This is a genomic window from Pseudomonas entomophila (assembly GCF_018417595.1).
Lineage (GTDB): Bacteria > Pseudomonadota > Gammaproteobacteria > Pseudomonadales > Pseudomonadaceae > Aquipseudomonas > Aquipseudomonas entomophila_C.
Genome location: NZ_CP070982.1, coordinates 5,899,350 through 5,925,611, shown reverse-complemented (window position 1 = coordinate 5,925,611; position 26,262 = coordinate 5,899,350). Strand labels below are relative to the sequence as shown.

At 64.4% G+C, this 26,262-nt stretch carries 20 protein-coding genes; 9 read left to right on the top strand and 11 right to left on the bottom strand.

Annotated features, from left to right (window positions below; all coding sequences use genetic code 11):
• Positions 1-318: 318 nt before the first annotated feature.
• Positions 319-2,079: a cation:proton antiporter gene (locus JYG34_RS26050; RefSeq protein WP_213658950.1), complete on the top strand. Its 1,761-nt coding sequence runs from the start codon at positions 319-321 to the stop codon at positions 2,077-2,079.
• Between the two features lie 138 nt (positions 2,080-2,217).
• On the opposite strand, the gene JYG34_RS26045 is transcribed toward JYG34_RS26050, so the two are convergent.
• The 3 genes from JYG34_RS26045 to uvrD all read right to left on the bottom strand — a co-directional run bounded on the left by JYG34_RS26045 (position 2,218) and on the right by uvrD (position 5,955).
• On the bottom strand, positions 2,218-2,625 hold the full coding sequence (locus JYG34_RS26045; protein WP_213658949.1) for an SMI1/KNR4 family protein: 408 nt from the start codon (positions 2,623-2,625) through the stop codon (positions 2,218-2,220).
• A gap of 113 nt (positions 2,626-2,738) precedes the next feature.
• Positions 2,739-3,584 carry a Tim44 domain-containing protein gene (locus JYG34_RS26040; protein WP_011536466.1) on the bottom strand — a complete coding sequence of 282 codons (846 nt, stop codon included), beginning with the start codon at positions 3,582-3,584 and terminating at the stop codon, positions 2,739-2,741.
• A gap of 187 nt (positions 3,585-3,771) precedes the next feature.
• Entirely contained in the window at positions 3,772-5,955 is a 2,184-nt protein-coding gene (gene uvrD / locus JYG34_RS26035; RefSeq protein ID WP_213658948.1) for a DNA helicase II, read from the bottom strand.
• 255 nt (positions 5,956-6,210) lie between these two features.
• On the opposite strand from uvrD, the gene JYG34_RS26030 reads away from it, so the two are divergent.
• A complete protein-coding gene (locus tag JYG34_RS26030; RefSeq protein ID WP_249746202.1) occupies positions 6,211-9,072 on the top strand; it encodes a putative bifunctional diguanylate cyclase/phosphodiesterase in 2,862 nt (953 codons plus the stop codon).
• Between the two features lie 127 nt (positions 9,073-9,199).
• Here the strand turns inward: JYG34_RS26030 and zwf are convergent, their stop codons facing one another.
• A complete protein-coding gene (gene zwf, locus JYG34_RS26025; protein WP_213658946.1) occupies positions 9,200-10,642 on the bottom strand; it encodes a glucose-6-phosphate dehydrogenase in 1,443 nt (480 codons plus the stop codon).
• A 103-nt stretch (positions 10,643-10,745) separates the two neighbouring features.
• Here zwf and hexR point away from each other — a divergent pair, with 103 nt between their 5' ends.
• Positions 10,746-11,612 (top strand): transcriptional regulator HexR, encoded by an 867-nt coding sequence (gene hexR, locus JYG34_RS26020; protein WP_011536461.1) that lies wholly within the window; start codon positions 10,746-10,748, stop codon positions 11,610-11,612.
• A 127-nt stretch (positions 11,613-11,739) separates the two neighbouring features.
• Positions 11,740-11,958 carry a PA3496 family putative envelope integrity protein gene (locus tag JYG34_RS26015; protein WP_213658945.1) on the top strand — a complete coding sequence of 73 codons (219 nt, stop codon included), beginning with the start codon at positions 11,740-11,742 and terminating at the stop codon, positions 11,956-11,958.
• On the opposite strand, the gene JYG34_RS26010 is transcribed toward JYG34_RS26015, so the two are convergent.
• Entirely contained in the window at positions 11,900-12,862 is a 963-nt protein-coding gene (locus JYG34_RS26010) for a LysR family transcriptional regulator (protein WP_283811787.1), read from the bottom strand. The genes JYG34_RS26015 and JYG34_RS26010 overlap by 59 nt on opposite strands.
• 189 nt (positions 12,863-13,051) lie before the next feature.
• Between JYG34_RS26010 and JYG34_RS26005 the strand changes: the two genes are divergently transcribed.
• Complete coding sequence (locus JYG34_RS26005) at positions 13,052-14,467, top strand: acetyl-CoA carboxylase biotin carboxylase subunit (protein ID WP_011536458.1); 1,416 nt, start codon at positions 13,052-13,054, stop codon at positions 14,465-14,467.
• 11 nt (positions 14,468-14,478) lie between these two features.
• Entirely contained in the window at positions 14,479-16,287 is a 1,809-nt protein-coding gene (gene oadA / locus JYG34_RS26000) for a sodium-extruding oxaloacetate decarboxylase subunit alpha (protein WP_213658943.1), read from the top strand.
• A 122-nt stretch (positions 16,288-16,409) separates the two neighbouring features.
• Here oadA and JYG34_RS25995 read toward each other — a convergent pair whose 3' ends face one another.
• Genes JYG34_RS25995 through JYG34_RS25985 form a run of 3 tightly spaced genes read right to left on the bottom strand, consistent with a single transcriptional unit; the run spans position 16,410 to position 18,177 of the window.
• A complete protein-coding gene (locus JYG34_RS25995) occupies positions 16,410-17,081 on the bottom strand; it encodes a GNAT family N-acetyltransferase (protein WP_213658942.1) in 672 nt (223 codons plus the stop codon).
• Positions 17,082-17,088: 7 nt separating this feature from the next.
• Complete coding sequence (locus tag JYG34_RS25990; protein ID WP_213658941.1) at positions 17,089-17,535, bottom strand: GNAT family N-acetyltransferase; 447 nt, start codon at positions 17,533-17,535, stop codon at positions 17,089-17,091.
• 12 nt (positions 17,536-17,547) lie between these two features.
• Positions 17,548-18,177 carry an FMN-binding negative transcriptional regulator gene (locus JYG34_RS25985; RefSeq protein WP_213658940.1) on the bottom strand — a complete coding sequence of 210 codons (630 nt, stop codon included), beginning with the start codon at positions 18,175-18,177 and terminating at the stop codon, positions 17,548-17,550.
• A 90-nt stretch (positions 18,178-18,267) separates the two neighbouring features.
• Between JYG34_RS25985 and JYG34_RS25980 the strand changes: the two genes are divergently transcribed.
• Positions 18,268-19,794: a PLP-dependent aminotransferase family protein gene (locus JYG34_RS25980; RefSeq protein ID WP_213658939.1), complete on the top strand. Its 1,527-nt coding sequence runs from the start codon at positions 18,268-18,270 to the stop codon at positions 19,792-19,794.
• A 48-nt stretch (positions 19,795-19,842) separates the two neighbouring features.
• Here JYG34_RS25980 and JYG34_RS25975 read toward each other — a convergent pair whose 3' ends face one another.
• The 3 genes from JYG34_RS25975 to JYG34_RS25965 form a co-directional block, all read right to left on the bottom strand.
• Positions 19,843-20,946 carry an extracellular solute-binding protein gene (locus JYG34_RS25975; protein WP_213658938.1) on the bottom strand — a complete coding sequence of 368 codons (1,104 nt, stop codon included), beginning with the start codon at positions 20,944-20,946 and terminating at the stop codon, positions 19,843-19,845.
• Between the two features lie 2 nt (positions 20,947-20,948).
• Positions 20,949-21,989, bottom strand: a complete 1,041-nt coding sequence (locus JYG34_RS25970) for a histone deacetylase family protein (RefSeq protein WP_213658937.1) — start codon at positions 21,987-21,989, stop codon at positions 20,949-20,951.
• A 189-nt stretch (positions 21,990-22,178) separates the two neighbouring features.
• Positions 22,179-23,171, bottom strand: coding sequence for an AraC family transcriptional regulator (locus tag JYG34_RS25965; protein ID WP_213658936.1), 993 nt, complete (start codon positions 23,169-23,171; stop codon positions 22,179-22,181).
• A 211-nt stretch (positions 23,172-23,382) separates the two neighbouring features.
• Between JYG34_RS25965 and JYG34_RS25960 the strand changes: the two genes are divergently transcribed.
• Both JYG34_RS25960 and JYG34_RS25955 read left to right on the top strand, forming a co-directional pair.
• Positions 23,383-25,440, top strand: a complete 2,058-nt coding sequence (locus JYG34_RS25960) for a type VI secretion system tip protein VgrG (protein WP_213658935.1) — start codon at positions 23,383-23,385, stop codon at positions 25,438-25,440.
• Positions 25,437-26,261: a DUF4123 domain-containing protein gene (locus tag JYG34_RS25955; RefSeq protein ID WP_213658934.1), complete on the top strand. Its 825-nt coding sequence runs from the start codon at positions 25,437-25,439 to the stop codon at positions 26,259-26,261. Before JYG34_RS25960 ends, JYG34_RS25955 begins: the two co-directional genes overlap by 4 nt.
• Position 26,262: the final 1 nt, after the last annotated feature.

Below are 26,262 nucleotides of genomic sequence, written 5' to 3'. Positions count from 1 at the left end.
TCACGGTGAATTTGCGCTGAATCGGGGCGGGTATCTGCAGACACTTCTGTTCCCCTCTTTTGAGGTTTCCCATCCTGGTACGGGACGTCGGCTGACGCTCCATCGTCACGACAATTTTGCCATCGGCGGTGTCGAATCGGCCGATCTGTTTCCGCATATTGCATCGGGCATTTGTGGCAAGGCGCGATGTTAACCTGACGAAGCCCCTGCAACGTGGGCTTTTCCGTCTATCAAAACAGTATGTGCCTGCTCCGTGCTCAGGGTTTTCCGGCAGAGGAGCGGTTCGCCCCGTGCATCGAGAACAAGGAGTACCACGCCATGCATGCCATCAGCTTCATCCAGGATCTGGCGGTGATCATGCTGGTCGCCGGGGTGGTCACCATTCTCTTCCACCGCCTCAAGCAGCCCGTGGTGCTGGGCTACATCGTCGCAGGCTTCATCATCGGCCCGCATACGCCTCCGTTCGGGCTGATTCATGATGAAGACACGATCAAGACCCTGGCTGAACTGGGGGTGATCTTCCTGATGTTCTGCCTGGGGCTGGAGTTCAGCCTGCGCAAGCTGTTCAAGGTGGGGGCCACGGCATTCATCGCCGCCTTCCTGGAAATCGTCCTGATGATCTGGATCGGTTTCGAGATCGGCCGCTGGTTCGGTTGGAGCACCATGGATTCGCTGTTCCTCGGGGCGATCCTGGCGATTTCCTCGACCACCATCATCGTCAAGGCGCTCAACGACCTGAAGATGAAGAACGAGCGCTTCGCCCAACTGATCTTCGGCGTGCTGATCGTCGAGGACATTCTCGGCATTGGCATCATCGCGCTGCTGTCGGGCATCGCCGTCAGCGGCACGGTCAGTTCCGGCGAGGTGTTCTCCACCGTGGGCAAGCTGTCGCTGTTCATGATCGTCGCGCTGGTCATCGGCATCTTGCTGGTGCCGCGGCTGTTGGCCTACGTGGCGAAGTTCGAGAGCAACGAGATGCTGCTGATCACCGTGCTGGGGCTGTGCTTTGGCTTCTGCCTGCTGGTGGTCAAGCTCGAATACAGCATGGTGCTCGGGGCCTTCCTGATCGGCGCGATCATGGCCGAGTCACGCCAGTTGCTGAAGATCGAACGCTTGATCGAGCCGGTTCGCGACCTGTTCAGCGCCATCTTCTTCGTCGCCATCGGCTTGATGATCGACCCGGCGATCCTCGTCGAGTACGCCTGGCCGATCGTGGTGATCACCCTGGCGGTGGTGCTGGGCAAGATGCTCTCCTGCGGCATGGGGGCCTTCATTGCCGGCAACGACGGACGTACTTCGCTGCGCGTGGGCATGGGGCTTTCGCAGATCGGCGAGTTCTCGTTCATCATTGCCGCGCTGGGCATGACCCTGCAGGTGACCAGCGATTTTCTCTACCCCGTCGCGGTGGCGGTATCGGCCATCACCACCTTGTTGACGCCTTACCTGATCCGCGCGGCCGACCCGTTGTCGCTGAAGCTCGGCAAAGTGGTACCGAGCCGCCTGGCACGGGTGCTGTCGCTGTATGGCGAATGGCTGCGCAGCATCCAGCCCCAGGGTGAGGGGGCCATGCTGGCGGCGATGATTCGGCGCATCCTGTTGCAGGTAGGGGTGAACCTGGCGCTGGTGATCGCCATCTTTTTCAGCGGTGGTTATTTCGCCGCGCGTATCGGTACCTGGCTCAGCGAGTGGGTCGACGACCTGAGCCAGCAGAAGGCGTTGATCTGGGGGGCTGCCTTGCTGCTGTCGTTGCCGTTCCTGATCGCGGCCTACCGCAAGCTCAAGGCGTTGTCGATGCTGCTGGCGGAGATGGGGGTCAAGCCGGAGATGGCCGGGCGGCACACCCAGCGCGTGCGGCGCGTGATCGCCGAAGTGATTCCGCTGCTGTCGCTGCTGGTGATCTTCCTGCTGCTGTCGGCGTTGTCGGCGAGCATCCTGCCGACCAATGAACTGTTGCTGATCATCGCGGTGGTCGCGGCAGTGGTGGTGGCGTTGCTATGGCGCTGGTTCGTCCGGGTGCATACACGGATGCAAGTCGCCTTGCTGGAGACGCTGGAGAACAACCGGGAAAGTTCGCACTGAGCGAGCAACGCCTTCTGCGCGAGACTTCATCGTCGTCCGAGGGGATGGAGCGGTAGCGATGTCGCCAGGCGCAGAGAGCCTGGCGATTCTACGAGGCTTGATAGCTAAGAGCCATTATTTTGTGCGGATATTTCTCATTCAGCTTTCCAGCCAGACATCCCGGGCCCAGTGCCACACCGACTCCCAGCTTTCTTCGGTGACGATCTCTTCTTCGCCGGACCACAGCACCACAGTGCCGTCTTCCTCGACGCAGTAGTAATCGTCGCCGTCCTGGCAGATCGGGATGAGATCGCGAGGGACGCCAGCGTCCCAGGCATTGGCTGCCACTTCTGGCAGGTAGGTGTGGGATTGCGGGTCGGTGGCGGTCACCGGCTCCAGGCTGCCATACACCACGTCACTGACGGTCAGCAGGAATTCCTTGAACACGAACGGAATGTTGATGAACAGCTGTTCCTCGACTTCGACCAGCTGATCCTCGTCCGGTAGCTCCAGTGGCACCGGCACCGGCTCGTTGGCTTCACGGAGTTGTTCGATCACTTCTTCCACGGTTCACATCCTCTGACCTTATGACAACGCTGCGCGTTATACCCTAGTAGGCCGCTCTGGCAAAAGCAAAAACCCCGGGACAGGCCCGGGGTTTTTTGTGCAACGTGCGACGGTTAACCGTTTTGGCGGATACCGGCCAGCAGCCAAGGCTGGTTTTCGCCCTGTGCGCGTTCCATGTGCCAGCTCTCGTTGAACACCTCGCCCTGGTCGAAGCGCGAGGTCTTCGACACGCCACGGAAGGTGAGGGTGGCGATGGTCTTGTCGGCGCGGTCGTCGACGCCTTCCAGCTGTACATCGAGGTCGTCGATGTAGGTGGACTGGAAGCCTTCACCTTCTTCAGCGCGCTCGCGCTTGAGGAAGTCGAGCATCTGCGGGGTGACGAACTCGGCGATCTTGTCCATCTCGTTGGCGTCCCAGTGCTGCTGCAGCGACTGGAAGTGCGAACGGGCGGCGGCCAGGAAGCTGGCTTCGTTGAACCAGGCAGGGGCGTTGATCACAGGCGAGGCGACCGGTGCGGCGGAACCGCCGAAGATCGGCTGTGGAGCGGCCTGTGGCTGGGCTTCGCGCTGGTACGGGGCGTGACCAGCAGCAGCGTGTTGCGGCTGCTGCTGGCGACGGCGCGCGGCGATGAAGCGGAAGACCAGGAAGGCGATCAGGCCCATGAGCAGGAAGTCGAGGATCTGCATGCCCTCGAAGCCGTCGCCCATGAACATGGAGGCCAGCAGGCCACCGGCGGCGATGCCGGCCAGCGGGCCCAGCCAACGCGAAGCGCCGCTGGCGGCTGGCGCACGGCCTGGAACGGTCGGTGCGGCGGCTGGCGTGGTCGGGGTGGCCTGGCGGGTCTGGTGGATTGGCGCGGAGCCCGAGCTCTTGCCACCACCGAAGCGCTTGGCGTTGGCGTCGAGGCTCAGCGTCAGGCCGACGCAGAGCGCCAGAGCGATGCTAAGAAAACGTTGCATAAGTTGGGGGTTCCCATTTTTGTGGATTGCACGCGCGCCATGGTGCACATGAAGCAGCAGACATGGCCAGCGACAAGATGTTTCGAGCTTTTGCCTGATGATCAGAAGGGGCGCGCTATTGCAGGAGCCGGCGCAGCCGGTGCCATCCACCGCGTCGCCTGCTTCACCAGCAAGGCTGGCTCCTACGTCAGATGGCTTCCAGCTTGGCATAGCCAAGCATCAGCCACTTGCTGCCCTCGGAGAAGTTCACCTGCACCCGTGCCTGGGCCCCGGAACCTTCGAAGTTGAGGATCACGCCCTCGCCGAACACCGCGTGCTGCACCCGCTGGCCGAGGCTGAAGGCGGTTTGCGGGATGCTGGCGTTGGCGAACAGGCTGCTGGCAGGCGTCTTGGCACCACCGAAAGGGCGGCTGACGGAGTTCGACAGGCGCACTTCCTGCACCAGGCCCGCCGGGATCTCGCGGACGAAGCGTGACACCTTGTTGTACGTCTCGCTGCCATACAGGCGGCGGGTCTCGGCGTAGGTCATGACCAGCTGACGCATGGCCCGGGTAATGCCGACATAGGCCAGGCGGCGTTCCTCTTCCAGGCGGCCGGGCTCTTCCAGGCTCATCTTGTGCGGGAACAGCCCTTCCTCCATGCCCACCAGGAACACGTAGGGGAATTCCAGGCCCTTGGCGCTGTGCAGGGTCATCAGCTGGATGCTGTCCTCGTGCTCGTCGGCCTGGCTGTCGCCGGCCTCCAGCGAGGCGTGGCCGAGGAATGCCGACAACGGCGTCAGGTCGGCATCTTCGTCGCTGGTCTCGAAGTTGCGCGCGGCGCTGACCAGTTCCTCAAGGTTTTCCACCCGTGCCTGGCCTTTCTCGCCCTTTTCTTCCTGGTGGTAGATGATCAGGCCGGACTGCTCGATGACCGTCTGGGTCATCAGGTGCAGGGGCATCTCCAGGACCTTGGCGGCGAGGTTCTCGAGCAGTTCGATGAACGCCCCCAGGGCACTGGCGGCGCGGCCCTTCAGGGCCTTGGCGGCAAGCAACTGGCACATCGCGTCCCACATCGACGACTGGCTGTGACGGGCATGCTCGCGAATGGCCTCGACGGTCTTCTCGCCGATACCGCGCGGCGGAACATTGATCACCCGCTCCAGCGCGGCGTCGTTGCCACGGCCTTCGAGCAGGCGCAGGTAGGCCATGGCGTTCTTGATCTCGGCGCGCTCGAAGAAGCGCTGGCCGCCATAGATGCGATAAGGGATGCGCTCGCGCAGCAGGGCCTCTTCCAAAACCCGCGACTGGGCGTTGGAGCGGTACAGGATGGCGATATCGCTGCGCGCGTTGCCCTGCTTGATCAGGCTTTCGATGGTCTCGACCACGTAGCGCGCTTCGTCGTGCTCGTTGAAGGCGGCATAGAGCGTCAGCGGTTCGCCTTCGCCCAGGTCGGTCCACAGTTCCTTGCCCAGGCGTCCGCTGTTGTTGGCGATCAGGGCGTTGGCGGCCTTGAGGATGCCACCGGTGGAGCGGTAGTTCTGCTCCAGGCGGATCAGCTCGGCGTCCGGGAAGTCGGCGGTGTACTGGTGGATGTTCTCGATCTTGGCGCCGCGCCAGCCGTAGATCGACTGGTCGTCGTCGCCCACCGCCATCAGGCTGTCGCCGCCGCCGGCCAGCAGGCGCAACCAGGCGTACTGCACGGCGTTGGTATCCTGGAACTCGTCCACCAGGATGTGCCGGAAGCGGCGCTGGTAGTGCTCGAGCAGCCCAGGCTGATCGCGCCACAGGTCGAGGGCGCGCAGCAGCAGTTCGGAGAAGTCGATGACCCCGGCGCGCTCACAGGCTTGCTCGTAAGCGCTGTAGATGTCGCGCATGGTGGTCAGGAACAGGTCGCCGCTGGCCTGGATATGCCGCGGGCGCAGGCCTTCGTCCTTCTGCCCGTTGATGAACCACTGGACCTGGCGCGCCGGCCATTTCTGTTCGTCGAGGCCCATTTCGCGGATCACCCGCTTGATCAGGCGCTGCTGGTCGTCGCTGTCGAGGATCTGGAAGTTCTGTGCCAGCCCCGCTTCCTGCCAGTGCGCCCGCAACAGGCGGTGGGCCAGGCCGTGGAAGGTACCGACCCACATGCCGGCCGGGTTGATGCCCAGCAGTTGCTCGATGCGGTGGCGCATTTCCGCCGCGGCTTTGTTAGTGAACGTCACCGACAGGATCGAATGCGGCGAGGCCTGCACGACCTGGATCAGCCAGGCGATGCGGTGCACCAGTACGCGGGTCTTGCCCGAGCCGGCGCCGGCCAGCACCAGTTGCCGCCCGACCTGGGCCGCCACGGCCTGGCGTTGAGCGTCGTTGAGGGAGTTCAGCAGGAGGGAGAGGTCATCATTGCGCATCCGGCCATTCTAGGGCCGGGTGGGGGGCAGGGGCAAACGCCTGCGGTGCAATTCGTCTCGTCGGCGATCCGCCGTTCATCGATAAGGGCGGCGGGTCGGCGTGGTTGAGCGGTCGCACTTCGACGCGACAGACATTTTCGAAATCATGACGCAGAGCAGTTTGGTCCGGTGCGGCGCTTGTGTATGCTCGCTGCACATTTGCGGTCTGCCATAACAAGAACACAACAAGAATCCAGCCCTATGACCCAGGATTGCATGGCGATCGGAGCATCGCCGGAGACGACACGGAGCGTTCGCAGGCAATTCGCCACCCAGCTGTCGGTCGAGCGCACCCGCCTGTTGTACCAAGGCTCCCTGTTGCCCACGCTGTTCATGTTGATCACCGGCCTGCTGAGTGCCTGGCTGTTGTGGAGCCCTGCGCGCTACTTGCTGGTCGGCGTGTGGCTGGCCTGGCTGCTGGCGTTGGTTGCCTTGCGGGTGATCCAGGTGGCGGCCTTCGATGCCGCAACGCCCGGGCGCCAGGCCAGGCCGACCTGGCGGCGGATGTTCCTGTGCGGGTCCGCGTTCAGCGGGTTGACGCTCGCCAGCGCAGCGATCGCCCTGGTGCCTGTGGACAACTTCGTGCAGCAAGCCTGGGTCTTCGGCCTGCTGGGGACGGCGGCGTTGTCGGCCAGTGTCGCCTACGCCGTGAGCCTGCCGGCATTCCTCAGTTTCGCCTTGCCCTGCCTGCTGCCGCCGATCGTTTTCCTGTTCGTCTATGACACGGGTCACCAGCGGGGCTGGGGCTGGCTCGGGCTGATCCTGCTGGGGGCGCTGATGGTGGTGGCCTGGCAGGTCAACCGACTGATCGAACGCGGCCTGCTGCGCCGCTTCCAGAACCAGGCGCTGATCGAGCACCTGCAAAGTGCCCAGCGCCATGGCGAGGACCTCAATCATCAGCTCAGCGCTGAAGTCCGCCAGCGCCGTCAAGCCGAAGAAGAACTGCGCCTGGCCCAGGCGGGCCTGGAGTTGCGCGTGGCGCAGCGCAGCCATGAACTGGACCTGGCCAACCAGGCGCTGAGCAAGAGCGAAGAACGCCTGGCATTGGCACTCGAGGCGAGTGAGCTGGGCTTGTGGGACTGGAACCTGCAGACCGACGAAGTCCACCACACTCAGCTGCAGACGTTGTTTGGCCTGGACTCCGACCAGGTGCGTTCGGTGCGCGCCGATCTCAAGCCGCGCCTGCACCCAGACGACGTGCCGCTACTGCGGCGAACACTGGTCGAGCACCTGAAAGGCCGTACCGAAGACTACCGGGTCGAGTACCGCATACGTCACGTTCAGGGCCATTGGTGCTGGATCGAGGACCGCGGAAGGGCGGTGGAGCGTTCCCCGGACGGCAAGGTGACACGAATGTTGGGGACTCGACGCGATATTACTGCCCGCAAGGAACAGGAAGAACAGCAGCGCCTGGCCGCCACGGTGTTCGAGGCGGCCAGCGAAGGCATCGCCATCCTGGGGGCCGATTACCAGTTGCTGGCGGTCAACCAGGCGTTTTGCGACGTCACCGGCTATGGCCGTGCCGAACTGATTGCCCGTAACGCCCTGGAGCTGCCCTGCAGCCGTGACGCACGCCGGCACAGCCAGGCCATCGACCAGGCGCTTGAACAGCACGGCGGCTGGCAGGGCGAGTTGGTCGAGGCGCGCAAGAACGGCGAGCTCTACCCGCAATGGTTGCAGCTCAACAGCGTGCGTGATGCACGGGGCAGGATCGTCAACATCGTCGGCTTCTTCACCGACCTGTCGGCGCGCCGTGAATCGGAAGAGCGCCTGCGCTACCTGGCCCACTACGACGATCTCACCGGGCTTGCCAACCGTGCCCTGTTCCGCCTGCGCTTGCACGATGCCGCCCAGCGCCTGCGCCTGAACGGGCGCAGCCTGGCCTTGCTGCACGTCGACCTCGACCGCTTCAAGCTGCTCAACGAAAGCCTCGGTCACGAGTTGGCTGACGAGCTGTTGAAGAGGATGGCGCAACGCATCGCCAACGCGGTGCCGGAAGCCGACACCGTGGCACGCCTGTCGGGTGACGAGTTCGCCATCCTGTTCGATGGCTACACCAACCTGTCGAGCCTGGTGCGGGTGACCACGCGCCTGCTGGACAAGCTGCGAGTGCCGCAGCGGCTGGGGGACCATGAGCTGGTGGTCAGCGCATCGGTGGGCATCAGCGTGCTGGCGGACGCCACCTTCGACATCAATGCGTTGGTCAGCCAGGCCGACATGGCCAAACAGCACGCCAAGCACCTGGGGGGCGACAACTTCCAGTTCTATACCGAGAGCCTTCGCGCCAGCACCCTTGAGCGCCTGCAACTGGAGAACCAGCTGCGCAAGGCCATCGATGAAGGCCAGCTGCTGGTGTACTACCAGCCCAAGCTGTGCCTGCGCACAGGGCAACTGCATGCGGCCGAGGCGCTGGTGCGCTGGCAGCATCCGGAATGGGGCATGGTGCCGCCCGGCGAGTTCATCGGGCTGGCTGAGGAGACCGGGCTAATTGCGCCGATGGGCGAGTTCGTCCTGCGCCAGGCGTGTTGGCAGGCCTGCGAATGGTTGCGCCAGGGGCTGGAGGTGCGGGTCTCGGTCAACCTGTCGGTGTACCAGTTGCGCCAGGGCAAACTGGTCAGCCTGGTGCGCCAGGTCCTGCAGGAGTCAGGTTTGGCGCCGCACCTGCTGGAGCTTGAATTGACCGAAAGCCAGTTGCTGGACAGCGTGGAGCACATCATCGCCACCTTCGAGCAGTTGCATGCATTGGGCGTGAAGCTGGCCATCGACGATTTTGGTACTGGCTACTCGTCACTGAGCTATCTCAAACGCTTCCCGGTGGATTACGTGAAGATCGACCAGGCCTTCATCCGTGGTTTGCTCGAGGGTAGCCAGGACGCGGCGATTACCCGGGCGATCATTGCCATGGCCAAGAGCCTGCAGCTCAAGGTGGTCGCGGAGGGGGTGGAGACGCGCGAGCAGTTGCAGTTCCTGCGTGAGCATGGCTGTGACGAAGTGCAGGGCTATCTGATCAGTCGGCCGGTAGATGCGGTGTCGTTCCAGGCGTTGCTGCGACGTTCGACCGCCGATTTGTTCCACTAGTACAGATCGGGTGATGGGGCTGCGTCGCAGCCCTTTCGCGGCACAAGGCCGCTCTACAGTACAGCGCAATCTCTGTAGGAGCGGCCTTGTGCCGCGAAAGGGTCGCGCAGCGGCCCCTGGCTGGCGCTTAAAGGTGCCAGGCCTGGCCCGCGCGCGTTAGCAAGCTGTTGGCCTGATCCGGACCATTGCTTCCGGCCGGGTAGGGGCGCGGTGCCTGGAAGTGCTCTTCCCAGCCCTGCAGTATTGGATCGATCCAGGCCCAGGCCGCCTCCACCTCGTCACGGCGCATGAACAGCGTCGAGTCGCCCTCCAGCACATCCAGCAGCAGGCGTTCATACGCTTCCCAACGGCGTGTCTGGGCGAAGGCCTGGGCCAGGTTGAGGTCCAGCTCGACCGGCGCCAGGCGCATGCCCTTGCCTGGACTCTTGGTCATCATGCGCAGGCTGATGTGCTCGTCCGGCTGCAACTGGATCAGCAACTGGTTGACCTGCCCGCCGCTGAACAGCTCGTGCGGCACCGGCTTTAACTGGATGACGATCTGCGACGAACGCCGCGCCATGCGCTTGCCGGTGCGCAGGTAGAACGGCACGCCGGCCCAGCGCCAGTTGTCGATGTGTGCCTGGACCGCGACAAAGGTCTCGGTGTCGCTGTCGTTGTCCACATCCTTCTCGAAGTAATAGGCCGGTACTTCCTGGCCTCCGATCTTGCCGGCGCCGTACTGGCCGCGCACGGTCTTGTCCTGCACGTCCTGCCCGGTGATGGGCTTGAGGGCGCGGAGGATCTTCACCTTTTCGTCGCGCACGGCCTCGGCCTCGAACTGCGCGGGCGGCTCCATGGCCACCAGGCACAGCAGCTGCAGCAGGTGGTTCTGCAGCATGTCGCGGGTGGCCCCGGCACGGTCGTAATAGGCGCCGCGGTTTTCGACCCCGAGCGTCTCGCAGACGCTGATCTGCACATGGTCGACCTGGCTGTTGCGCCACACAGGCTCCAGCAAGGCATTGGCGAAGCGCAGCGCCATCAGGTTCTGCACCGTCTCCTTACCCAGGTAGTGGTCGATGCGGAACACCTGGGACTCGTCGAACACGTTGCCGATGGCCTCGTTGATCGCGGTAGCCGACTCCAGCGAATGGCCGATGGGCTTTTCCAGGACGATGCGCGCCTCGCTGTCGGCCAGCCCGGCGATACGCAGGTGGTTGGCGATGGGTACGAACAGTTTGGGCGCGGTGGCCAGGTAGTAGATGCGCGTCAGCCCACCGGGCTCACCGAGGTAGCGGGCCAGGCGGCCGAAGTCGGCGCTTTGCGCGGCGTCCATGGGGAAGTAGTCCAGGCGTGCCGAGAAGCGCTGCCAGACGTCCTCGTCGAAGTCCTGGCGGGCGATCTGCGCCCGGCAGTGGCGCTCGGCGAGCTTGACATAGTCGTTGCGTGGCAATGGCCGCCGGGCAAGGGAGATGATCCGCACGGCATTGTGCAGGCGGGCCTCGCGATACAGGTGGTAGAGCGCCGGCAGCAGCTTGTGCAGGGCAAGATCGCCAGTGCCGCCGAAAACCAGGATGTCGCAAGGAATAGTCAAACCACCACACTCCACGTTCGTTTAGCTGGGCGGGTTGGCAAGCATGTAGTATAACTACAAGAAAGCTACATCCCGGCCAGCCGATCATAACCGAGTCCAGCCCGTGAATCTGTTGCAACATATTGCCCAATCGCGCCACCTGCTGCGCAAATCGGAACTCAAAGTGGCCGACCACGTGCTGCTCGATCCGGCTGCCGTCATGCACAGCTCCATGGCCGACCTGGCGCACAGTGTGGGCATCAGCGAGCCGACCATCGTGCGTTTCTGCCGGGCGATCGGCTGCTCGGGCTTCCAGGACCTCAAGCTCAAGCTGGCGCAGAGCCTGGCCGCGGGCGCCAGTTTCGGCCAGTTCGCCATCCATGAAGACGATTCGGTCGCCGACTACAGCCTGAAGATCTTCGACACCACCCTGCACACGCTGATGGAGGTGCGCGAGCACCTCGACCCGCAGGCGCTGCAGCAGGCGGTGACGGCCATGGCCCAGGCCCAGCGCGTGGAGTTCTATGGGTTTGGCGCATCGGGCGCGGTCGCGGCCGACGCCCAGCACAAGTTCTTCCGCCTGCTGCTCAGCGCCGCCGCCTATTCCGACCCGCACATGCAGGCGATGTCGGCGGTCACCTTGAAACCTGGTGATGTGGCGGTGTGCATTTCGCAGTCGGGGCGTTCCAAGGACCTGCTGATCACCGCCAACCTGGTACGCGAGAGCGGCGCCAACCTGATCACCCTGTGCCCGAGCCAGACGCCGCTGGCGGAGCTGTCGACCGTCAACCTGGCCATCGACGTTCACGAAGACACCGAGATCTATACACCGTTGACCTCGCGTATCGCCCACCTGGTGGTGATCGACGTGCTGGCCATGGGCGTGGCCATGGCCCGCGGGCCGAGCCTGGTCAACCACCTCAAGAGCGTGAAGCGCAGTTTGCGCAGCCTGCGTTTGTCGCCCAAGTCGATCAAGGCTACCGACGACTGATATCGGTTGCCCGCGAAGAGAGCCTCATAGGCAGCGAAAATTCACGATTCTGTCACCATTCCACCGCCAAACCGTAAACCCCTGAGGCCAGTCTGGAACTCCCCGCATCCTATCTGGGAGACAGGCAATGGCACGCGATCACGACGGTGTGTACCAACCCAACGCCAAAGCTCGCAAGCAGCAGGAAAAGGACCAGCGCCGCATGGAGTTCCGCCGCGCTATCGAAAGCTACTGCGACCAGCGCCAGCTGCTGCGCGAACTGGCCGACTACCCCGACCTGCAGGACATCACGGTGTGGCAGGTATCGGCGGCAACTTCCCCGAGAAACGCTGCACAAGCCCGCTGATCTTCACTCGTTCGCTGCGGATGAATGCCTGGAACGCCAACGCCACCGGTGACTGCCGCTTGGTTTTCGATTGCACCAGGCACCAGCTGCGGTACAGCGGTAGCTCCTCCACCGGTAGTTCCTTGAGCACGCCGGTGGCCAGCTCCAGGTTCACCGCATGGCGGGTCAGCAGGGCGATGCCCAGGCCGGCCACCACGCACTCGCGCTGGGCATCGTTGGAGGCCACTTCGAGGGTCTGGGTGAAGTGCACGCGCTTGTCCTTGAAGAACTCCTCGCAGGCCTTGCGCGTGCCCGAGCCCTGCTCACGGACCAGCAGGGTATGAGGCTCGAGGTCTTGCAGGCGCAGCTGTTCGAGCTTGCACAACGGATGCTCCGGTGGCGCCACGGCGATGATCGGGTTGTTGAGGAACGGCAGGAACTCCAGGCCCATGTCCTGGGGCACCATGGACATGATGGTCAGGTCGTCGCGGTTGTCCGACAGGCGCCGGATCGCTTGGGCCCGGTTGACCACCGTCAGGGTGAGGTTGACCTCCGGGTGGTGTTGCTTGAAGGCGGCGAACAGGTGTGGCACGAAGTACTTGGCGCTGGACTCGATCGCCAGTTTCAGTTGCCCCTGCAGTGAGCCCTGCATGTCCGACAGCTGCATGTCGAGGTTCTCCAGGCGCCCGAAAATATCCCGGCTGGCGCGCTGCAGCGCCTCGGCTGCCTCGGTCAGGTAGAGCTTCTTGCCGACATATTCGAACAGTGGCTGACCGACCAGCTCCTCGAGCTGACGGATCTGTAGACTAACGGCGGGTTGCGTCAGTGACATCTCCTCGGCGGCCCGGCTGTAGGAGCGCAAATCGCACACCTCGTTGAATACCTGAAGCTGACGTAAAGTCATACGCATCAAGGACTTACGCATTTTGTTCTGAGCTCCGGCAAAACCTTGTTACCTGACTATAAGCTTTTGCTAATACTGCCTCTAACAAATATTGATTTTTGTTTATCGACCTTCAGCGCTAGGGTGAATATGCGACTGGCCAGCGACGTCTGGTCACGCGCCGACCGGTAGAACCGGATCGTCTGTTCCTACGGCTTTGGGAAGACTCCAGTGATAACAAAAATCCTGATCGCCAACCGGGGTGAAATCGCAGTTCGGATCGTGCGTGCCTGCGCCGAAATGGGCATTCGCTCCGTGGCGATCTATGCCGACGCCGATCGTCACGCCCTGCACGTCAAGCGCGCCGACGAGGCCTACAGCATCGGTGCCGAGCCCCTCGCCGGCTACCTGAACCCGCGCAAGCTGGTGAACCTTGCTGTCGAGACCGGCTGCGATGCCCTGCATCCGGGTTACGGTTTCCTGTCGGAAAACGCCGAACTTGCCGAAATCTGCGCCGAGCGCGGGATCAAGTTCATCGGCCCGGCCGCCGACGTCATTCGCCGCATGGGCGACAAGACCGAGGCGCGCCGCACCATGATCGCGGCTGGCGTGCCGGTTACCCCCGGCACCGAAGGCAACGTCGCCGATATCCACGAAGCGTTGCAGGAAGGCGACCGCATTGGTTACCCGGTGATGCTCAAGGCCACTTCCGGTGGTGGTGGCCGCGGTATCCGCCGCTGCAACAGCCGTGAAGAGCTGGAACAGAACTTCCCCCGAGTGATCTCCGAGGCCACCAAGGCCTTCGGTTCGGCGGAAGTGTTCCTGGAAAAGTGCATCGTCAACCCCAAGCACATCGAGGCGCAGATCCTTGGTGACAGCTTTGGCAACGTGGTGCACTTGTTCGAGCGCGACTGTTCGATCCAGCGCCGCAACCAGAAGCTCATCGAGATCGCCCCGAGCCCGCAGCTGACTCCTGAACAGCGCGCCTACATCGGCGACCTGGCGGTACGCGCGGCCAAGGCGGTGAACTACGAGAACGCCGGTACCGTGGAGTTCCTGCTCGCCGATGGCGAGGTGTACTTCATGGAGATGAACACCCGGGTGCAGGTGGAGCACACCATCACCGAGGAAATCACCGGCATCGACATCGTCCGCGAGCAGATTCGCATCGCCTCCGGCCTGCCGCTGTCGATCAAGCAGGAAGACATCCAGCACCGCGGCTACGCGCTGCAGTTCCGTATCAACGCCGAAGACCCGAAGAACAACTTCCTGCCCAGCTTCGGCAAGATCACCCGCTACTACGCGCCCGGCGGCCCAGGTGTGCGCACCGACACGGCGATCTACACCGGCTACACCATCCCGCCGTTCTACGACTCCATGTGCCTGAAACTGGTGGTCTGGGCGCTGACCTGGGAAGAAGCCATGGACCGCGGCCTGCGGGCCCTGGACGACATGCGTGTGCAAGGGGTGAAGACCACCGCCGCGTACTACCAGGAAATCCTGCGCAACCCGGAATTCCGCAGCGGCCAGTTCAACACCAGCTTCGTCGAAAGCCACCCTGAACTGACCAACTACTCGATCAAGCGCAAACCCGAAGAGCTGGCCCTGGCCATCGCCGCCGCCATCGCCGCGCACGCAGGCCTGTGAGGAACCGAACAATGTCCAAGAAAATCTTTGTCACCGACACGATCCTGCGCGACGCCCACCAGTCCCTGCTGGCCACCCGCATGCGCACCGAAGACATGCTGCCCATCTGCGACAAGCTCGACAAGGTTGGCTACTGGTCGCTGGAAGTCTGGGGTGGCGCCACCTTCGACGCCTGTGTGCGCTTCCTGAAAGAAGACCCGTGGGAGCGCCTGCGCAAGCTGCGCGCCGCATTGCCCAACACGCGCTTGCAGATGCTCCTGCGTGGCCAGAACCTGCTTGGTTACCGCCACTACAGCGATGACGTGGTCAAGGCCTTCGTCGCCAAGGCCGCAGTCAACGGCATCGACGTGTTCCGCATCTTCGACGCCATGAACGACGTGCGTAACCTGCGCGTGGCCATCGAGGCGGTGAAGGCTGCCGGCAAACACGCCCAGGGCACCATCGCCTACACCACCAGTCCGGTGCACACCATCGAGGCCTTCGTGCAGCAGGCCAAGCAGATGGAAGCCATGGGCTGCGACTCGGTGGCGATCAAGGACATGGCCGGCCTGCTCACGCCATTCGCCACCGGCGAGCTGGTCAAGGCGCTGAAGGCCGAGCAGTCACTGCCGGTATTCATCCATTCCCACGACACCGCCGGCCTGGCCGCCATGTGCCAGCTCAAGGCGGTGGAAAACGGCGCCGACCATATCGACACCGCGATCTCCAGCTTCGCCTGGGGCACCAGCCATCCGGGCACCGAGTCGATGGTTGCCGCGCTCAAGGGCAGCGAGTTCGACACCGGCCTGGATCTGGAGCTGCTGCAGGAAATCGGCTTGTACTTCTACGCCGTGCGCAAGAAGTACCACCAGTTCGAGAGCGAATTCACCGCCGTGGACACCCGCGTGCAGGTCAATCAGGTGCCGGGCGGGATGATTTCCAACCTGGCCAACCAGCTCAAGGAACAGGGTGCGCTCAGCCGCATGAATGAAGTGCTGGCGGAGATCCCGCGGGTGCGCGAAGACCTCGGCTTCCCGCCGCTGGTCACCCCGACCTCGCAGATCGTCGGTACCCAGGCGTTCTTCAACGTGCTGGCCGGCGAGCGCTACAAGACCATCACCAACGAGGTGAAGCTGTACCTCCAGGGTGGTTACGGCAAGGCTCCAGGCGTGGTCAACGAGCAGCTGCGCCGCCAGGCCATTGGTAGCGAGGAAGTGATCGACGTACGCCCGGCCGACCTGCTCAAGCCAGAGATGGCCAAGCTGCGCGCCGATATCGGCAACCTCGCGCAATCCGAGGAAGACGTGCTGACCTTCGCCATGTTCCCGGACATTGGCCGCAAGTTCCTCGAGGAGCGCGAAGCCGGCACCCTCAAGCCCGAAGCCCTGCTGCCGATTCCGGAAGCCGGCGCGGTTGGGTCGGTGGGCGGTGAGGGTGTGCCGACCGAGTTCGTCATCGACGTGCACGGCGAGACCTACCGCGTCGACATCACCGGGGTGGGCGTCAAGGCCGAGGGCAAGCGCCACTTCTACCTGTCCATCGACGGCATGCCGGAAGAAGTGGTGTTCGAGCCGCTCAACGACTTCGTCGGCGGTGGCGGCAGCAAGCGCAAGCAGGCCAGCGAGCCGGGCCACGTCAGCACCAGCATGCCGGGCAACATCGTCGATGTGCTGGTCAAGGAAGGCGATGTGGTCAAGGCCGGGCAGGCGGTGCTGATCACCGAGGCGATGAAGATGGAAACCGAAGTCCAGGCGGCGATTGCCGGCAAGGTCGTGGCCATCCATGTGGCCAAGGGCGACCGGGTGACCCCGGGCGAAATCCTGATCGAGATCGAAGGCTGACAGAAGCCTTCATCTGCAAGCGGTTAACCTCTGGGGAGCGAATGCTCCCCTTTTTTTGTGCTGAGTTTTCCGGCCTCTTCGCGGGTTTACCCGCGAAGAGGCCGGTGAAGTTCGAGCAAAACTCAGCCCTGACGGCATGTCTCCAAGGTTCGCACCTGGCCTTCGGGCCGCTGGTTCTCCACGCTCAACCAGCGCTCGAACCCCGTCGCCACCGCCGGCCATTCTGTATCGGTGATCGAATACCAGGCGGTATCCCGATTGCGATCCTTCACCACCATGTGGTTGCGGAACACCCCCTCGAAGACAAAGCCAAAACGCTCCGCTGCCCGCTTGGACCGCGCATTGGCATTGTTGCACTTCCACTCCAGCCGACGGTTGCCCAGCTCGAAGCCGAGCTTGCCCAGCAGGTATACCGCCTCGGTGCCTTTCGGGGTGCGCTGCATGGCGGCGCTGAAGGCGATATGGCCAATCTCGAAGCGCCCCTGCTCCGGGACGATCGACATGTAGCTGAGGATGCCCTGGACCTGACCGGTGGCCCGGTCGATGACGCTGTAGAACAGCGGGTCGCGACTGGCGGCGTTACCCTCCAGCCAGCGGTCGAAGCCGGCGCGTTCCTGGAAGGGTCCATAAGGCAAATAGTCCCACAGCACCGGGTCCGACCCCGGCCCCTGCAACACGTCCCACAGATCATCGCCATGGCGGGCCGGGTCGAGCTTTTCCAAGCGGATGAAGCGGCCTTCGATGGGCTCGGCCTTGGGCGTGCCAGCAGGTTTCCAGTTCAATGCGTCGGTCATGGTCGGCCTACAGTGGCTTGCGGAATTGGATGAAGCCCGGCCGCTCGGCGACCTGCTCGTACAGGCCGATGGCGGTGGCGTTGGTTTCGTGGGTCAGCCAGTGCACCTTGATGCAGCCTGCGGCCTTGGCCGTGGCGTACACATGCTCGATCAGCTGGCGACCGATGCCCAGGCCACGGACTTCGCTGTCCACGTAGAGGTCCTGCAGGTAGCAGGAGTTCTCGATGCTCCAGTTGGAGCGATGGTAGATGAAGTTGACCATGCCCACCGCCTTGCCATCGACCCAGGCCAGTGCCGAATGGGTGGGCTCGTCGGGGTCGAGCAGGCGCTGCCAGGTGTTTGTGCTGATCGCGTCGGCCAATTCGGTTTCGTAGAACTTCAGATAGGCGTTCCACAGTGGCAGCCAGGCTGATTGATCGTTGGCGCCCACCGGGCGCAGGGTAACGGTGGTCATCGGTCTTTTCCTTCAGAGATCGCGCATGTGCGCGGCGAGTTGGTTGTCCAGCGTGTCGGTGCTGGCGCCCAGGCTTTCGCGCACGCCGGCTATGTCTTGCGCCGAACGGTTCTGGCTCAGCTTGCGCGCGCCTTGCAGGCGGGCGATGGGCATGCGGATACCGACGATGGCGCGGAGCATGCTTTCCAGGTAGTCGCTGGGGGCGTCGGCCACTTTCCAGGGGGCACTGCGACCCTGCTCATGGCGATCGGTCAGGCGGCTGACGATGTCCAGCAGCGGCTGCGCATTGTGGATAACTTCGATCGGGCCGTAGGCGTGCACGGACAGGTAGTTCCAGGTCGGTACCACCTTGGGGTTGTCCGCCTTGCTGGGGTAATAGCCTGGGCTGACGTAGGCATCGGCACCGGGAAACACCAGCAGCGCTTCACCCCCCTGTTCCAGGTCCCGCCATTGCGGGTTGGCGCGGGCCAGGTGTCCATAAACTGTGCCGAACTCACCATCAGCGGTGTCGACCAGCACCGGCAGGTGGGTAGCCAGCAGGCCCTGTTCGCCATGGCTGACCAGCAATGCCAGGCGTGTTTCCAGCATGTGCCGGTGCAGGCGGGCGAGGTCGTGTTCCTGATGGGGCTTGTTGTTGTACATGCCGGAGTTCCTTGTGCAGTGGCCCCATCCTAGGCAGGCTATTGGTCCTGTGTAAGAGCCATTAACCTCTGTTTTCATAGGTCCAATACCATGAGCGAACGTTCCCACGCCTTGCCTTTCGACCCGGCCGGCATCGTGCTCGACCGTCGCCGGGGGCTCAGCCAACAGCTTTACCAGGCGCTGCGCGTGCGCATACTGGATGGGCGCCTGGGCAGCGGCACGCGGCTGCCGGCGACACGGGACCTGGCAGCGGTGCTGGCGCTGTCGCGCAACAGCGTGGTGCGGGCCTATGACCAGTTGTACGCCGAAGGATTCATCGAGAGCCGGATAGGGGATGGCACTTATGTGAGCCAGCTACCGAAACTATCCACACAACTATCCACAGGGTTATCCCGGGGTTTATCAACAGACTTATCCACATTTCGTGCTTCTGATACTGAGGATTTATCCAGTTTCGCTGACACCGACGAGCCTTTTGGACGCCTGAAAAATCATCAACTGCCGCTACCCAGAGGAGGGGCTCCGAAGGCGTTTCGTGTGGGAGTGCCTGCGTTCGATCTCTTCCCGTTCGAGGTGTGGGCCAAGCTGCATGCGGGTTTCTGGCGAAACCCCGACCCGGCGTTGCTGGGTTATGGCGATCCGGCAGGGGAACCGCAGCTGCGTGAGCTGATCGCCACCTACCTGCGCCGCTCTCGGGGCCTGTCCTGCACGGCTGAGCAAATTGTGATCACCAGTGGTTCGCAGGAAGCAATTAACCTTTGTGCACAGTTGCTGTTGCGGCCTGGCGATGGCGTGGCTGTGGAAAACCCGGGATACCGTGCCGCCGGGCATGCCTTCGCGATGGCCGGGGCGAAGCTCCATGGCGTGCCGGTGGATGAAGAGGGCATGGATTGCGCGAGGCTGGGCGAGCTGCCCGAGTGCCGGCTGGCCTACGTGACACCGGCCCACCAGTACCCCACCGGGGTCACTATGAGCCTGGCCCGGCGCCTGGCACTGCTGGCCTGGGCCGAGCGCCGGGAGGGCTGGATCATCGAGGACGATTACGACGGCGAGTACCGTTACAGCGGTGCGCCCCTGGCGCCGCTGGCCGCGTTGGACCGGGCGGGGCGTGTGCTCTACGTCGGCACCTTCGGCAAGATCGCCTTCCCCGCGTTGCGGCTGGGCTACTTGGTGCTGCCTCGTGGGCTGGCGCAGGCCTTCAGCCAGGCGAGGGCGCTGGCGGTGCGCCATTCCGAGGTGGGCACCCAGTGCGTCATGGCGCAGTTCATGGCCCAGGGGCATTTCCAGCGGCATATCCGGCGCATGCGGCGGGCCGCGCTGGCGCGGCGCAATGTGCTCAAGGCCGGCTGGCCGATGGATGTACCGGGGTTGGGGCCGATGCCGGAGGTGGCGGCGGGGCTCCATGTGAAGGTGGATGTGGATAACTTCTCGCGGGAGCAGGAACTGGTGCGCCGGGCCGAAGCGGTGGGGGTGGAGGTCAATCCTTTGAGCGGGTACTGGCTGGAAGACAGCGAGGTGCCTGTGGATAAGCGGGCGGGGTTGGTGCTGGGTTTTGCGGCGGTGCCGGAAGCCGGGATTGCGGCTGCGCTGATGCGCTTGCGCAAGGCTTGGAGATAGTTCGCCGGCAAGCCGGCTCCTACACGGAGCCAGCTTGCCGGCGAAGGCTCAGGTCCCGGACTTGATCTTGGTCCAGGCCCGCGTGCGCGCGCGTTCTGCATCCCGCACCAACGGTTTGAGCGTGTACAGCGTGGCCATCGCCTCCGCCGTCGGGTACAGGTTGGGGTTGTTGCGAATCGCCGGGCTGACCTTGTCGGTCGCATCCTTGTTCGGGTTCGGGTAACCGACAAAGTCGCTGATCGGCGCGATCACCTCAGGCCGCAGCAGGTAGTTGATGAACGTGTGGGCATCCTCCGGGTTGGCCGCGTTTTTCGGGATCGCCAGCATGTCGAACCAGATCGGCGCCCCCTCCTTGGGCAGGCGCATGTCCACCGTCACGCCATTCTTCGCTTCGCGGGCGCGGTTGGCGGCCTGGGAGAAGCTGCCCGAATAGCCCACCGCCACGCAGATATCGCCATTGGCGATGTCGGCCATGTATTTGGAGGAGTGGAAGTAGGTGATGTGCGGGCGGATCTTCAGCAGCAGGTCCTGGGCTTTCTGGTAATCGGCTGGCTTGTTGCTGTTGGGGTCCAGGCCCAGGTACTTGAGCGCCAGGGGCAGGATCTCGGACGGCGAGTCCAGCAGCGCCACGCCACATTGCTTGAGCTTGGCGATGTTCTCTTCCTTGAAGATCAGGTCCCAGCTGTCCACCGGGGCATCTGCGCCGAGCACGGCCTTGACCTTGTCCGGGTTGAAGCCGATCAGCACGGTGCCGTACATGTAGGGCACGGCGAATTTGTTGCCCGGGTCGTTGGCCTCGATCAGTTTCATCAACGCCGGGTCCAGGTGCTGCCAGTTCGGCAGTTTCGAGCGATCGAGCGGCTGGAACACACCGGCCTCGATCTGCTTGGCGAGGAACACGTTGGACGGCACCACCACGTCGTAGCCGGAGTTGCCGGTCAGCAGCTTGGCTTCCAGCGCCTCGTTGGTGTCGAAGATGTCGTACACCAGCTTCACAGCACTGTCTTTCTGGAAGTCGGTGAGGGTCTGCGGGGTGATGTAGTCGAACCAGTTGTACACCCGCAAGGTGCGCTGGTCGGCGTGGGCGTGGAGCGCGCCGGCGAGCAGGCCGGCGGTGATGAGCGGGGCGAGCAGACGCTTGAGTCGGACCATGTTCAGGCTCCTGGCTGGGCGCGCTGGAAACCTTCCAGCACATTGACCGCGTTGATGCCGATTTCTTCTACTGCGTAGCCTCCCTCCATCACGAACAGGGTCGGCTTGCCGAGCTGGGCGATGCGCTTGCCCATCGCCAGGTAGTCGGGGCTGTCGAGCTTGAACTGGGAGATGGGGTCGTCCTTGAAGGTGTCCACGCCCAGTGAAATCACCAGTACGTCGGCGTTGTAGGCGGCGATGCGCTGGCAGGCTTCTTCCAGGGCGGCGCTCCAGGCGGCCCAGTCGCTGCCGGCGGGCAGCGGGTAGTTGACGTTGCAGCCTTCGCCCGCGCCTTCGCCGACTTCATCGGCATACCCCAGGAAGAATGGGAACTCGTCCTGCGGGTCACCGTGGATCGAGGCGAAGAACACGTCGTTGCGGGTATAGAAGATGTCCTGGGTGCCGTTGCCGTGGTGGTAGTCGACATCGAGGATGGCCACCTTGCGCCGGCCTTGGTCAAGGAAGGCCTGGGCGGCGATGGCGGCGTTGTTCAGGTAGCAGTAGCCGCCCATCACCTCGGCAGCGGCATGGTGCCCTGGCGGGCGGCACAGGGCGAAGGCCGCATGGGCGCCCTGCTGGATCGCGGCCTGGGCGGTCAGCGCCACCTGCGCGGCGCTGTAGGCGGCCTGCCAGGTGCCGGCGGTGATCGGCGCGCCGGCGTCGAAGCTGTAGTAGCCCAGTTCGCCGTGCAGGCCGGTGGGCTTGACCTGGCGCAGGGTGCGCGCCGGCCAGGTGAAGGGCAGCAGGTCGCCGTCGTGGCCCAGCGCCGCCCAGCGGGCCCAGGCGCCTTCGAAGAAATTCAGGTAGTCGGCGCTGTGGATGCGCTGCAGCGGGGCGCGGCCGAAATCGGTGGGGCCTTGCACCGGGCCGAGGTTGCGCTGTTTCACCTGATCGAGGACGTGGTCGGCGCGGGAGGGCATCTCGAAGCAGGGCATCAGCTGGCCGTCGATCAGCTCGCAGCGGCCGTGGTGCAGGCGGTGGTCATCGGAATAGATCGTCAGCACGTGTTGTTCTCCGTTTATGACTGGCGTGGGGCCATTCTGGTGGGCGGCCAAGCCAGGGAGAACGACGCAAACGGCCAAAAGGGGATCGATGTGGCCACGGGCGTTGGCCGGATCCTGGTCATCCTGAACCGGCCCATTTGCGGGCATGGCGCAAATGTTGAGAGCGATGCTGATCCTGTAGGAGCGGGTTTACCCGCGAAAATGGCTCGGCGCCACGCCACTCCAGCGCTGGAAGGCATGCCGAAAACTCGCGGTCTCGCTGAACCCCAGAGTTTCCGCGATGCGATAGATCGGCATCTGGTCCTCGGCCAGCAACTGCTTGGCCCGCTCGAAACGCAACTCGTCGAGCAGTTGTTGATAACTGCTGCCCAGCGCCTGCAGGTGCCGGCGCAAAGTACGCGACGAGCAGTTCATCTGCCGCGCCAGCCCGTCCAGCCCGGGGGCCGCGTCCAATTGCTGCAGCAGTAGCTGGCGAATCCGCCCCAGCCAGGCCTGGCGCCCGGTGAACTCCAGGTTCAGGCGCCGGCAGCGCTCGCCCATGGCCTTGTGGGTGATCGGGTCGGCCAGCGGCAGCGGCATGTCCAGCCAGCGGCGTTCGAAGGCGAAGGCGTTGTCCCTGGCCTCGAACCCCAGCGGGCACTGGAATGCCCCGTTGTAGAGCGCGTGATAGCCGGGCCGGGCATGTTCGAAGCGTGCCGCCAGCAGCGGTAACGGGCGGCCCAGCAGGTCGTCGCAGATCACCTTGAGCGACACCAGGCAGAACTCGGCGTTGAAGGCCGCCAGCCCTGGCGCGTCGTGATGGTCGCTGGCGCACAGCCAGACCCGCTGGCCATCGTCGACCAGGCGCAGCTGGAAGACTGTTCCCAGCAGTGCCGGATAGCTCAGCGCCAGGCGCAGGGCGTCACCCAAAGTGGCACTGGAGAGCAGGGCGTAACCGAGCATGCCGTAGCACGACACATGCATGCGCCGGCCCAGCTCCAGGCCGATGTCCTCGCGCCGGGCCACGGCGTTGGCGCACACCTGCAGCTCCTGCTGGGTGGTGATGCGCGCATCGGCGTGGCCCAGGTCCGCCGGGCCAATGCCGCTGCCGGCGAGCAGCTGCCGCGGGTCGACGCCGGCCTCCTGGAACACCTGGAGGATCAGCGAAACCGCGTTGAGGGTGGTGAGGTGGCTGTGCAGCATGCTCGGTGTCCCGTGGGGCTGAGGGGAATCAGCAGCAATTTGCGTGCCTCGTGGCTTGGTAAATGCCTTACAGCCTTCAAGGAAAGCTCCTACGCGAGCTCAGATCGGTCCTGCATATCTGGTGGAGAAGTTCGGCTAGCTTGGCGGTTTTCCCCACTTTGCAGGGGGCGATGTTGCACCCCGGCCAAGGTGGCCCAACCAGGGACAACGGATGTTCGAATCATTACCCCCCGACCGCCTGCGGTTTCATGTACCGGCAGTCCTGCCTGAGCTTCAGGTCCTGAAATTCGACGGCGACGAATACATCAGCAGGCTCTTCCGCTTCGAGCTCGAACTGGTCAGCGAAAATGCCCGCCTGCCGCTCGAGCGGATGCTCAACCAACCGGCCTTTCTCGCCTTCGATGGCCTGGACTGCGGTATCCACGGTGTCATCAGCCGTTTTCGCCAGGGCGTCATCGGCGACCGCCTCACGCACTACCACGCCCGGCTGGAGCCACGCTTGGCGCGGCTGGGCCTGCGCACCAACCAGCGGGTCTTCCAGCAACGCACGGTGGCGCAGATCATCGGCCAGGTGCTCGAAGAGCACGGGCTGCTGGGTGACAGCTACCGCTTCCTCCTCGAAGAACCCTACCCACCGCGCGAGTACTGCGTGCAGTACGGCGAGAGCGACCTGGCGTTCATCGAACGGCTGTGCCAGGAAGACGGCATCCACTACCACTTCACGCATTCACGCCAGGGCCACGGCGTGGTGTTCGCCGACCACCAGTCGCACTTCCCCCGCCTCGGGCGCGCCCTGGGCTTTCATCCCCCCACCGGCCTGCGGGCCGACACCCAGGTGGTCAGCCAGTTCGGCGTGAGCGTGCGCACCGCGGTCAACCAGGTGGAGCTGCGTGACCACGACTTTCGCAAGGCCGCGCTGCCACTGGCCTACCCGAGCAGCACCGGCGAGGCCCAGGTGCTGCCCCTGGAGCACTACGCCTACCCCGGCGGCTTGCGCCAGACCCTCGACCAGCAGCGGGGCGCATCGCTGAGCAAGCGCGCGTTGCAGCGCTGTCGCTTCAACCATTGCCTGGCCGAAGGGGCCAGCGACGCGGCGTTTCTGCTCAGCGGCCACCTGCTGCAACTGACCGACCATCCCCGCGAGGCCTGGAACGACCTGTGGCTGCTCACCCACGTCCACCACGAGGGCCACCAGCCCCAGGTGCTCGAGGAGCACGCCACAGCCGACGCGCAGACGCGCTACAGCAACACCTTCGACGCCATCCCCTGGGACGTGCTGTTCCGCCCGCCGCTGAGCCGGCCCAGGCCGCAGGTGCCCGGCTGCCAGGTGGCCAGGGTTACCGGCCCGCCCGGCGAGGAGGTGTATTGCGACGCCCTGGGCAGGGTCAAGGTGCAGTTCCACTGGGACCGCGAAGGCCGCGGCGACGCACACACCAGTTGCTGGTTGCGGGTGCTGTCCAGCTGGTCCGGCGACCGGTACGGCGCGGTCACGCTGCCCCGGGTGGGCATGGCGGTGGTGGTCAGCTTCCTCGACAACGACCCCGACCAGCCCGTGGTCAGCGGCTGCCTGCCCGACAGCCTGCACCCGCCACCCTATGCCTTGCCCGAATACCGCAGTCGCACGGTGTTGCGCAGCCGCAGCCTGGGTGGTGGCGGGGGCTACAACGAACTGGCCATGGAGGACCGCGCGGGGCAGGAGCTGCTGTACCTGCGCGCCCAGCGCGACTACGAGCGGCAGGTGGGCAACGACAGCCACGAGGCGATCGGCGGCCGGCGCGAGGTGCGGGTGAAAGGGGCCAGCCGGGTCACCCTGGAGGCCGAGGAGCAGCGCACCGTCGGTGGGCATCGGCAGGTGCTGGTGCGGGCCAGCGACCACCTGGTGGTGGAGCAGGGCAGCCAGACCCGTGTGGGCACGGTGCTGGTGCAGCATGCCGGGCGTCAGGTGCAGGTGTCGGCGGACGGCGAGGTGGTGGTGGAGGGCGGTGCCAGCATCACCCTCAAGGTTGGCGGGCAGCACCTGGTGGTCAATGGCGCGGGCATCTTCTGCAGCAGCCCGATCCAGATCGGTGGGGCGCCGGCGGCCAGCCAGCCGGTGGCACCGCTGCCGCCCGAGCTGGCGGGCAGCCAAGGGCCAGCCGCGCTGCCCAAGGTGGTGGCGCCAGTGATGCTGGCCCTGGTCGCTGCAAGCAAGCAGGCCGACCAGGACTACTGCCCGCTCTGCGAGGCCTGCGCCAATGGCCAGTGCCCGCCGCTTGGAGGTGTTCGATGAGCAATCAGGATCCGTGGCTGTGGATGGCCGCGCAACGTGCCCAGGGCCGCGAGGTTGCCCTACTGCTGGATGGCGAAGCTCGCACTCGGCAAGTGTTGATGGCGACGTTGGGCAGCGACCGTTGGAGTGCCTTGTACAACCAGACACCGGCAGCCCAGTTGGCCGGTGCCGGGCCGGTCGCGTTCCTGGTGGGCGATGCCGAACTGCGCCTGGCCGAGCCGGACCTTTCGGCGCCGCAGACGCATTGGGGTTGGCTGGCGAGCCTGGCGCCCGGCGACTGGGCGGGCTGGCTCAGTCATTGGCGGGCACGGCTGATGGTTGGGCACGGGCTGTACCGCTTTCACGACAACCGTGTGCTGGCTCGTGCCTTGGATGTCTTGGCTCCGGCTGAACTGCCGGCCTACCTCGGGCCGACCCTCAGCCTCTGTTACTGGCAAACGGATGTCTGGCGGGTTGTGGATAACCCGGCCCCCGGTAGCTACCCCGTGCCCTCCGAACCGGCCTGGCTGCAGGTGCCGGCACCTGCCGCCGAGGTGACGCTGTTTGTGAATGCTGACCGCTACCTGGTCAGGCATGACTACGAACGCTATCTGCAACTGGCGAGCGAACAGGACCACGAAGCCTGGCTTGGGAGGCGATTGGAGCAGGCCAACGCCTGGGGTTGGGAGACGTCCGCGCAGTTGGAGTTTCTGTTGCTCAGTAGCCTGCGCTCGCCGGGGTTCAGGGTCGGGGAGGATTGGGTGCGGTGGCCGGAGGAAACGCCCGAGGCACATTTTCAGCGAATGCGACGGATTGCGCCATTAGAGCAAGGGAGAACGTGAA

What these genes read in the sequence shown, in the direction of transcription:
- JYG34_RS26050 (WP_213658950.1), top strand. Translation starts at nt 319, where the DNA reads ATGCATGCCATCAGCTTCATCCAGGATCTGGCGGTGATCATGCTGGTC.
- JYG34_RS26040 (WP_011536466.1), bottom strand. Translation starts at nt 3,584, where the DNA reads ATGCAACGTTTTCTTAGCATCGCTCTGGCGCTCTGCGTCGGCCTGACG.
- uvrD (WP_213658948.1), bottom strand. Translation starts at nt 5,955, where the DNA reads ATGCGCAATGATGACCTCTCCCTCCTGCTGAACTCCCTCAACGACGCT.
- JYG34_RS26030 (WP_249746202.1), top strand. Translation starts at nt 6,211, where the DNA reads ATGGCGATCGGAGCATCGCCGGAGACGACACGGAGCGTTCGCAGGCAA.
- JYG34_RS26015 (WP_213658945.1), top strand. Translation starts at nt 11,740, where the DNA reads ATGGCACGCGATCACGACGGTGTGTACCAACCCAACGCCAAAGCTCGC.
- JYG34_RS26010 (WP_283811787.1), bottom strand. Translation starts at nt 12,862, where the DNA reads ATGCGTAAGTCCTTGATGCGTATGACTTTACGTCAGCTTCAGGTATTC.
- oadA (WP_213658943.1), top strand. Translation starts at nt 14,479, where the DNA reads ATGTCCAAGAAAATCTTTGTCACCGACACGATCCTGCGCGACGCCCAC.
- JYG34_RS25995 (WP_213658942.1), bottom strand. Translation starts at nt 17,081, where the DNA reads ATGACCGACGCATTGAACTGGAAACCTGCTGGCACGCCCAAGGCCGAG.
- JYG34_RS25990 (WP_213658941.1), bottom strand. Translation starts at nt 17,535, where the DNA reads ATGACCACCGTTACCCTGCGCCCGGTGGGCGCCAACGATCAATCAGCC.
- JYG34_RS25985 (WP_213658940.1), bottom strand. Translation starts at nt 18,177, where the DNA reads ATGTACAACAACAAGCCCCATCAGGAACACGACCTCGCCCGCCTGCAC.
- JYG34_RS25980 (WP_213658939.1), top strand. Translation starts at nt 18,268, where the DNA reads ATGAGCGAACGTTCCCACGCCTTGCCTTTCGACCCGGCCGGCATCGTG.
- JYG34_RS25975 (WP_213658938.1), bottom strand. Translation starts at nt 20,946, where the DNA reads ATGGTCCGACTCAAGCGTCTGCTCGCCCCGCTCATCACCGCCGGCCTG.
- JYG34_RS25965 (WP_213658936.1), bottom strand. Translation starts at nt 23,171, where the DNA reads ATGCTGCACAGCCACCTCACCACCCTCAACGCGGTTTCGCTGATCCTC.
- JYG34_RS25960 (WP_213658935.1), top strand. Translation starts at nt 23,383, where the DNA reads ATGTTCGAATCATTACCCCCCGACCGCCTGCGGTTTCATGTACCGGCA.
- JYG34_RS25955 (WP_213658934.1), top strand. Translation starts at nt 25,437, where the DNA reads ATGAGCAATCAGGATCCGTGGCTGTGGATGGCCGCGCAACGTGCCCAG.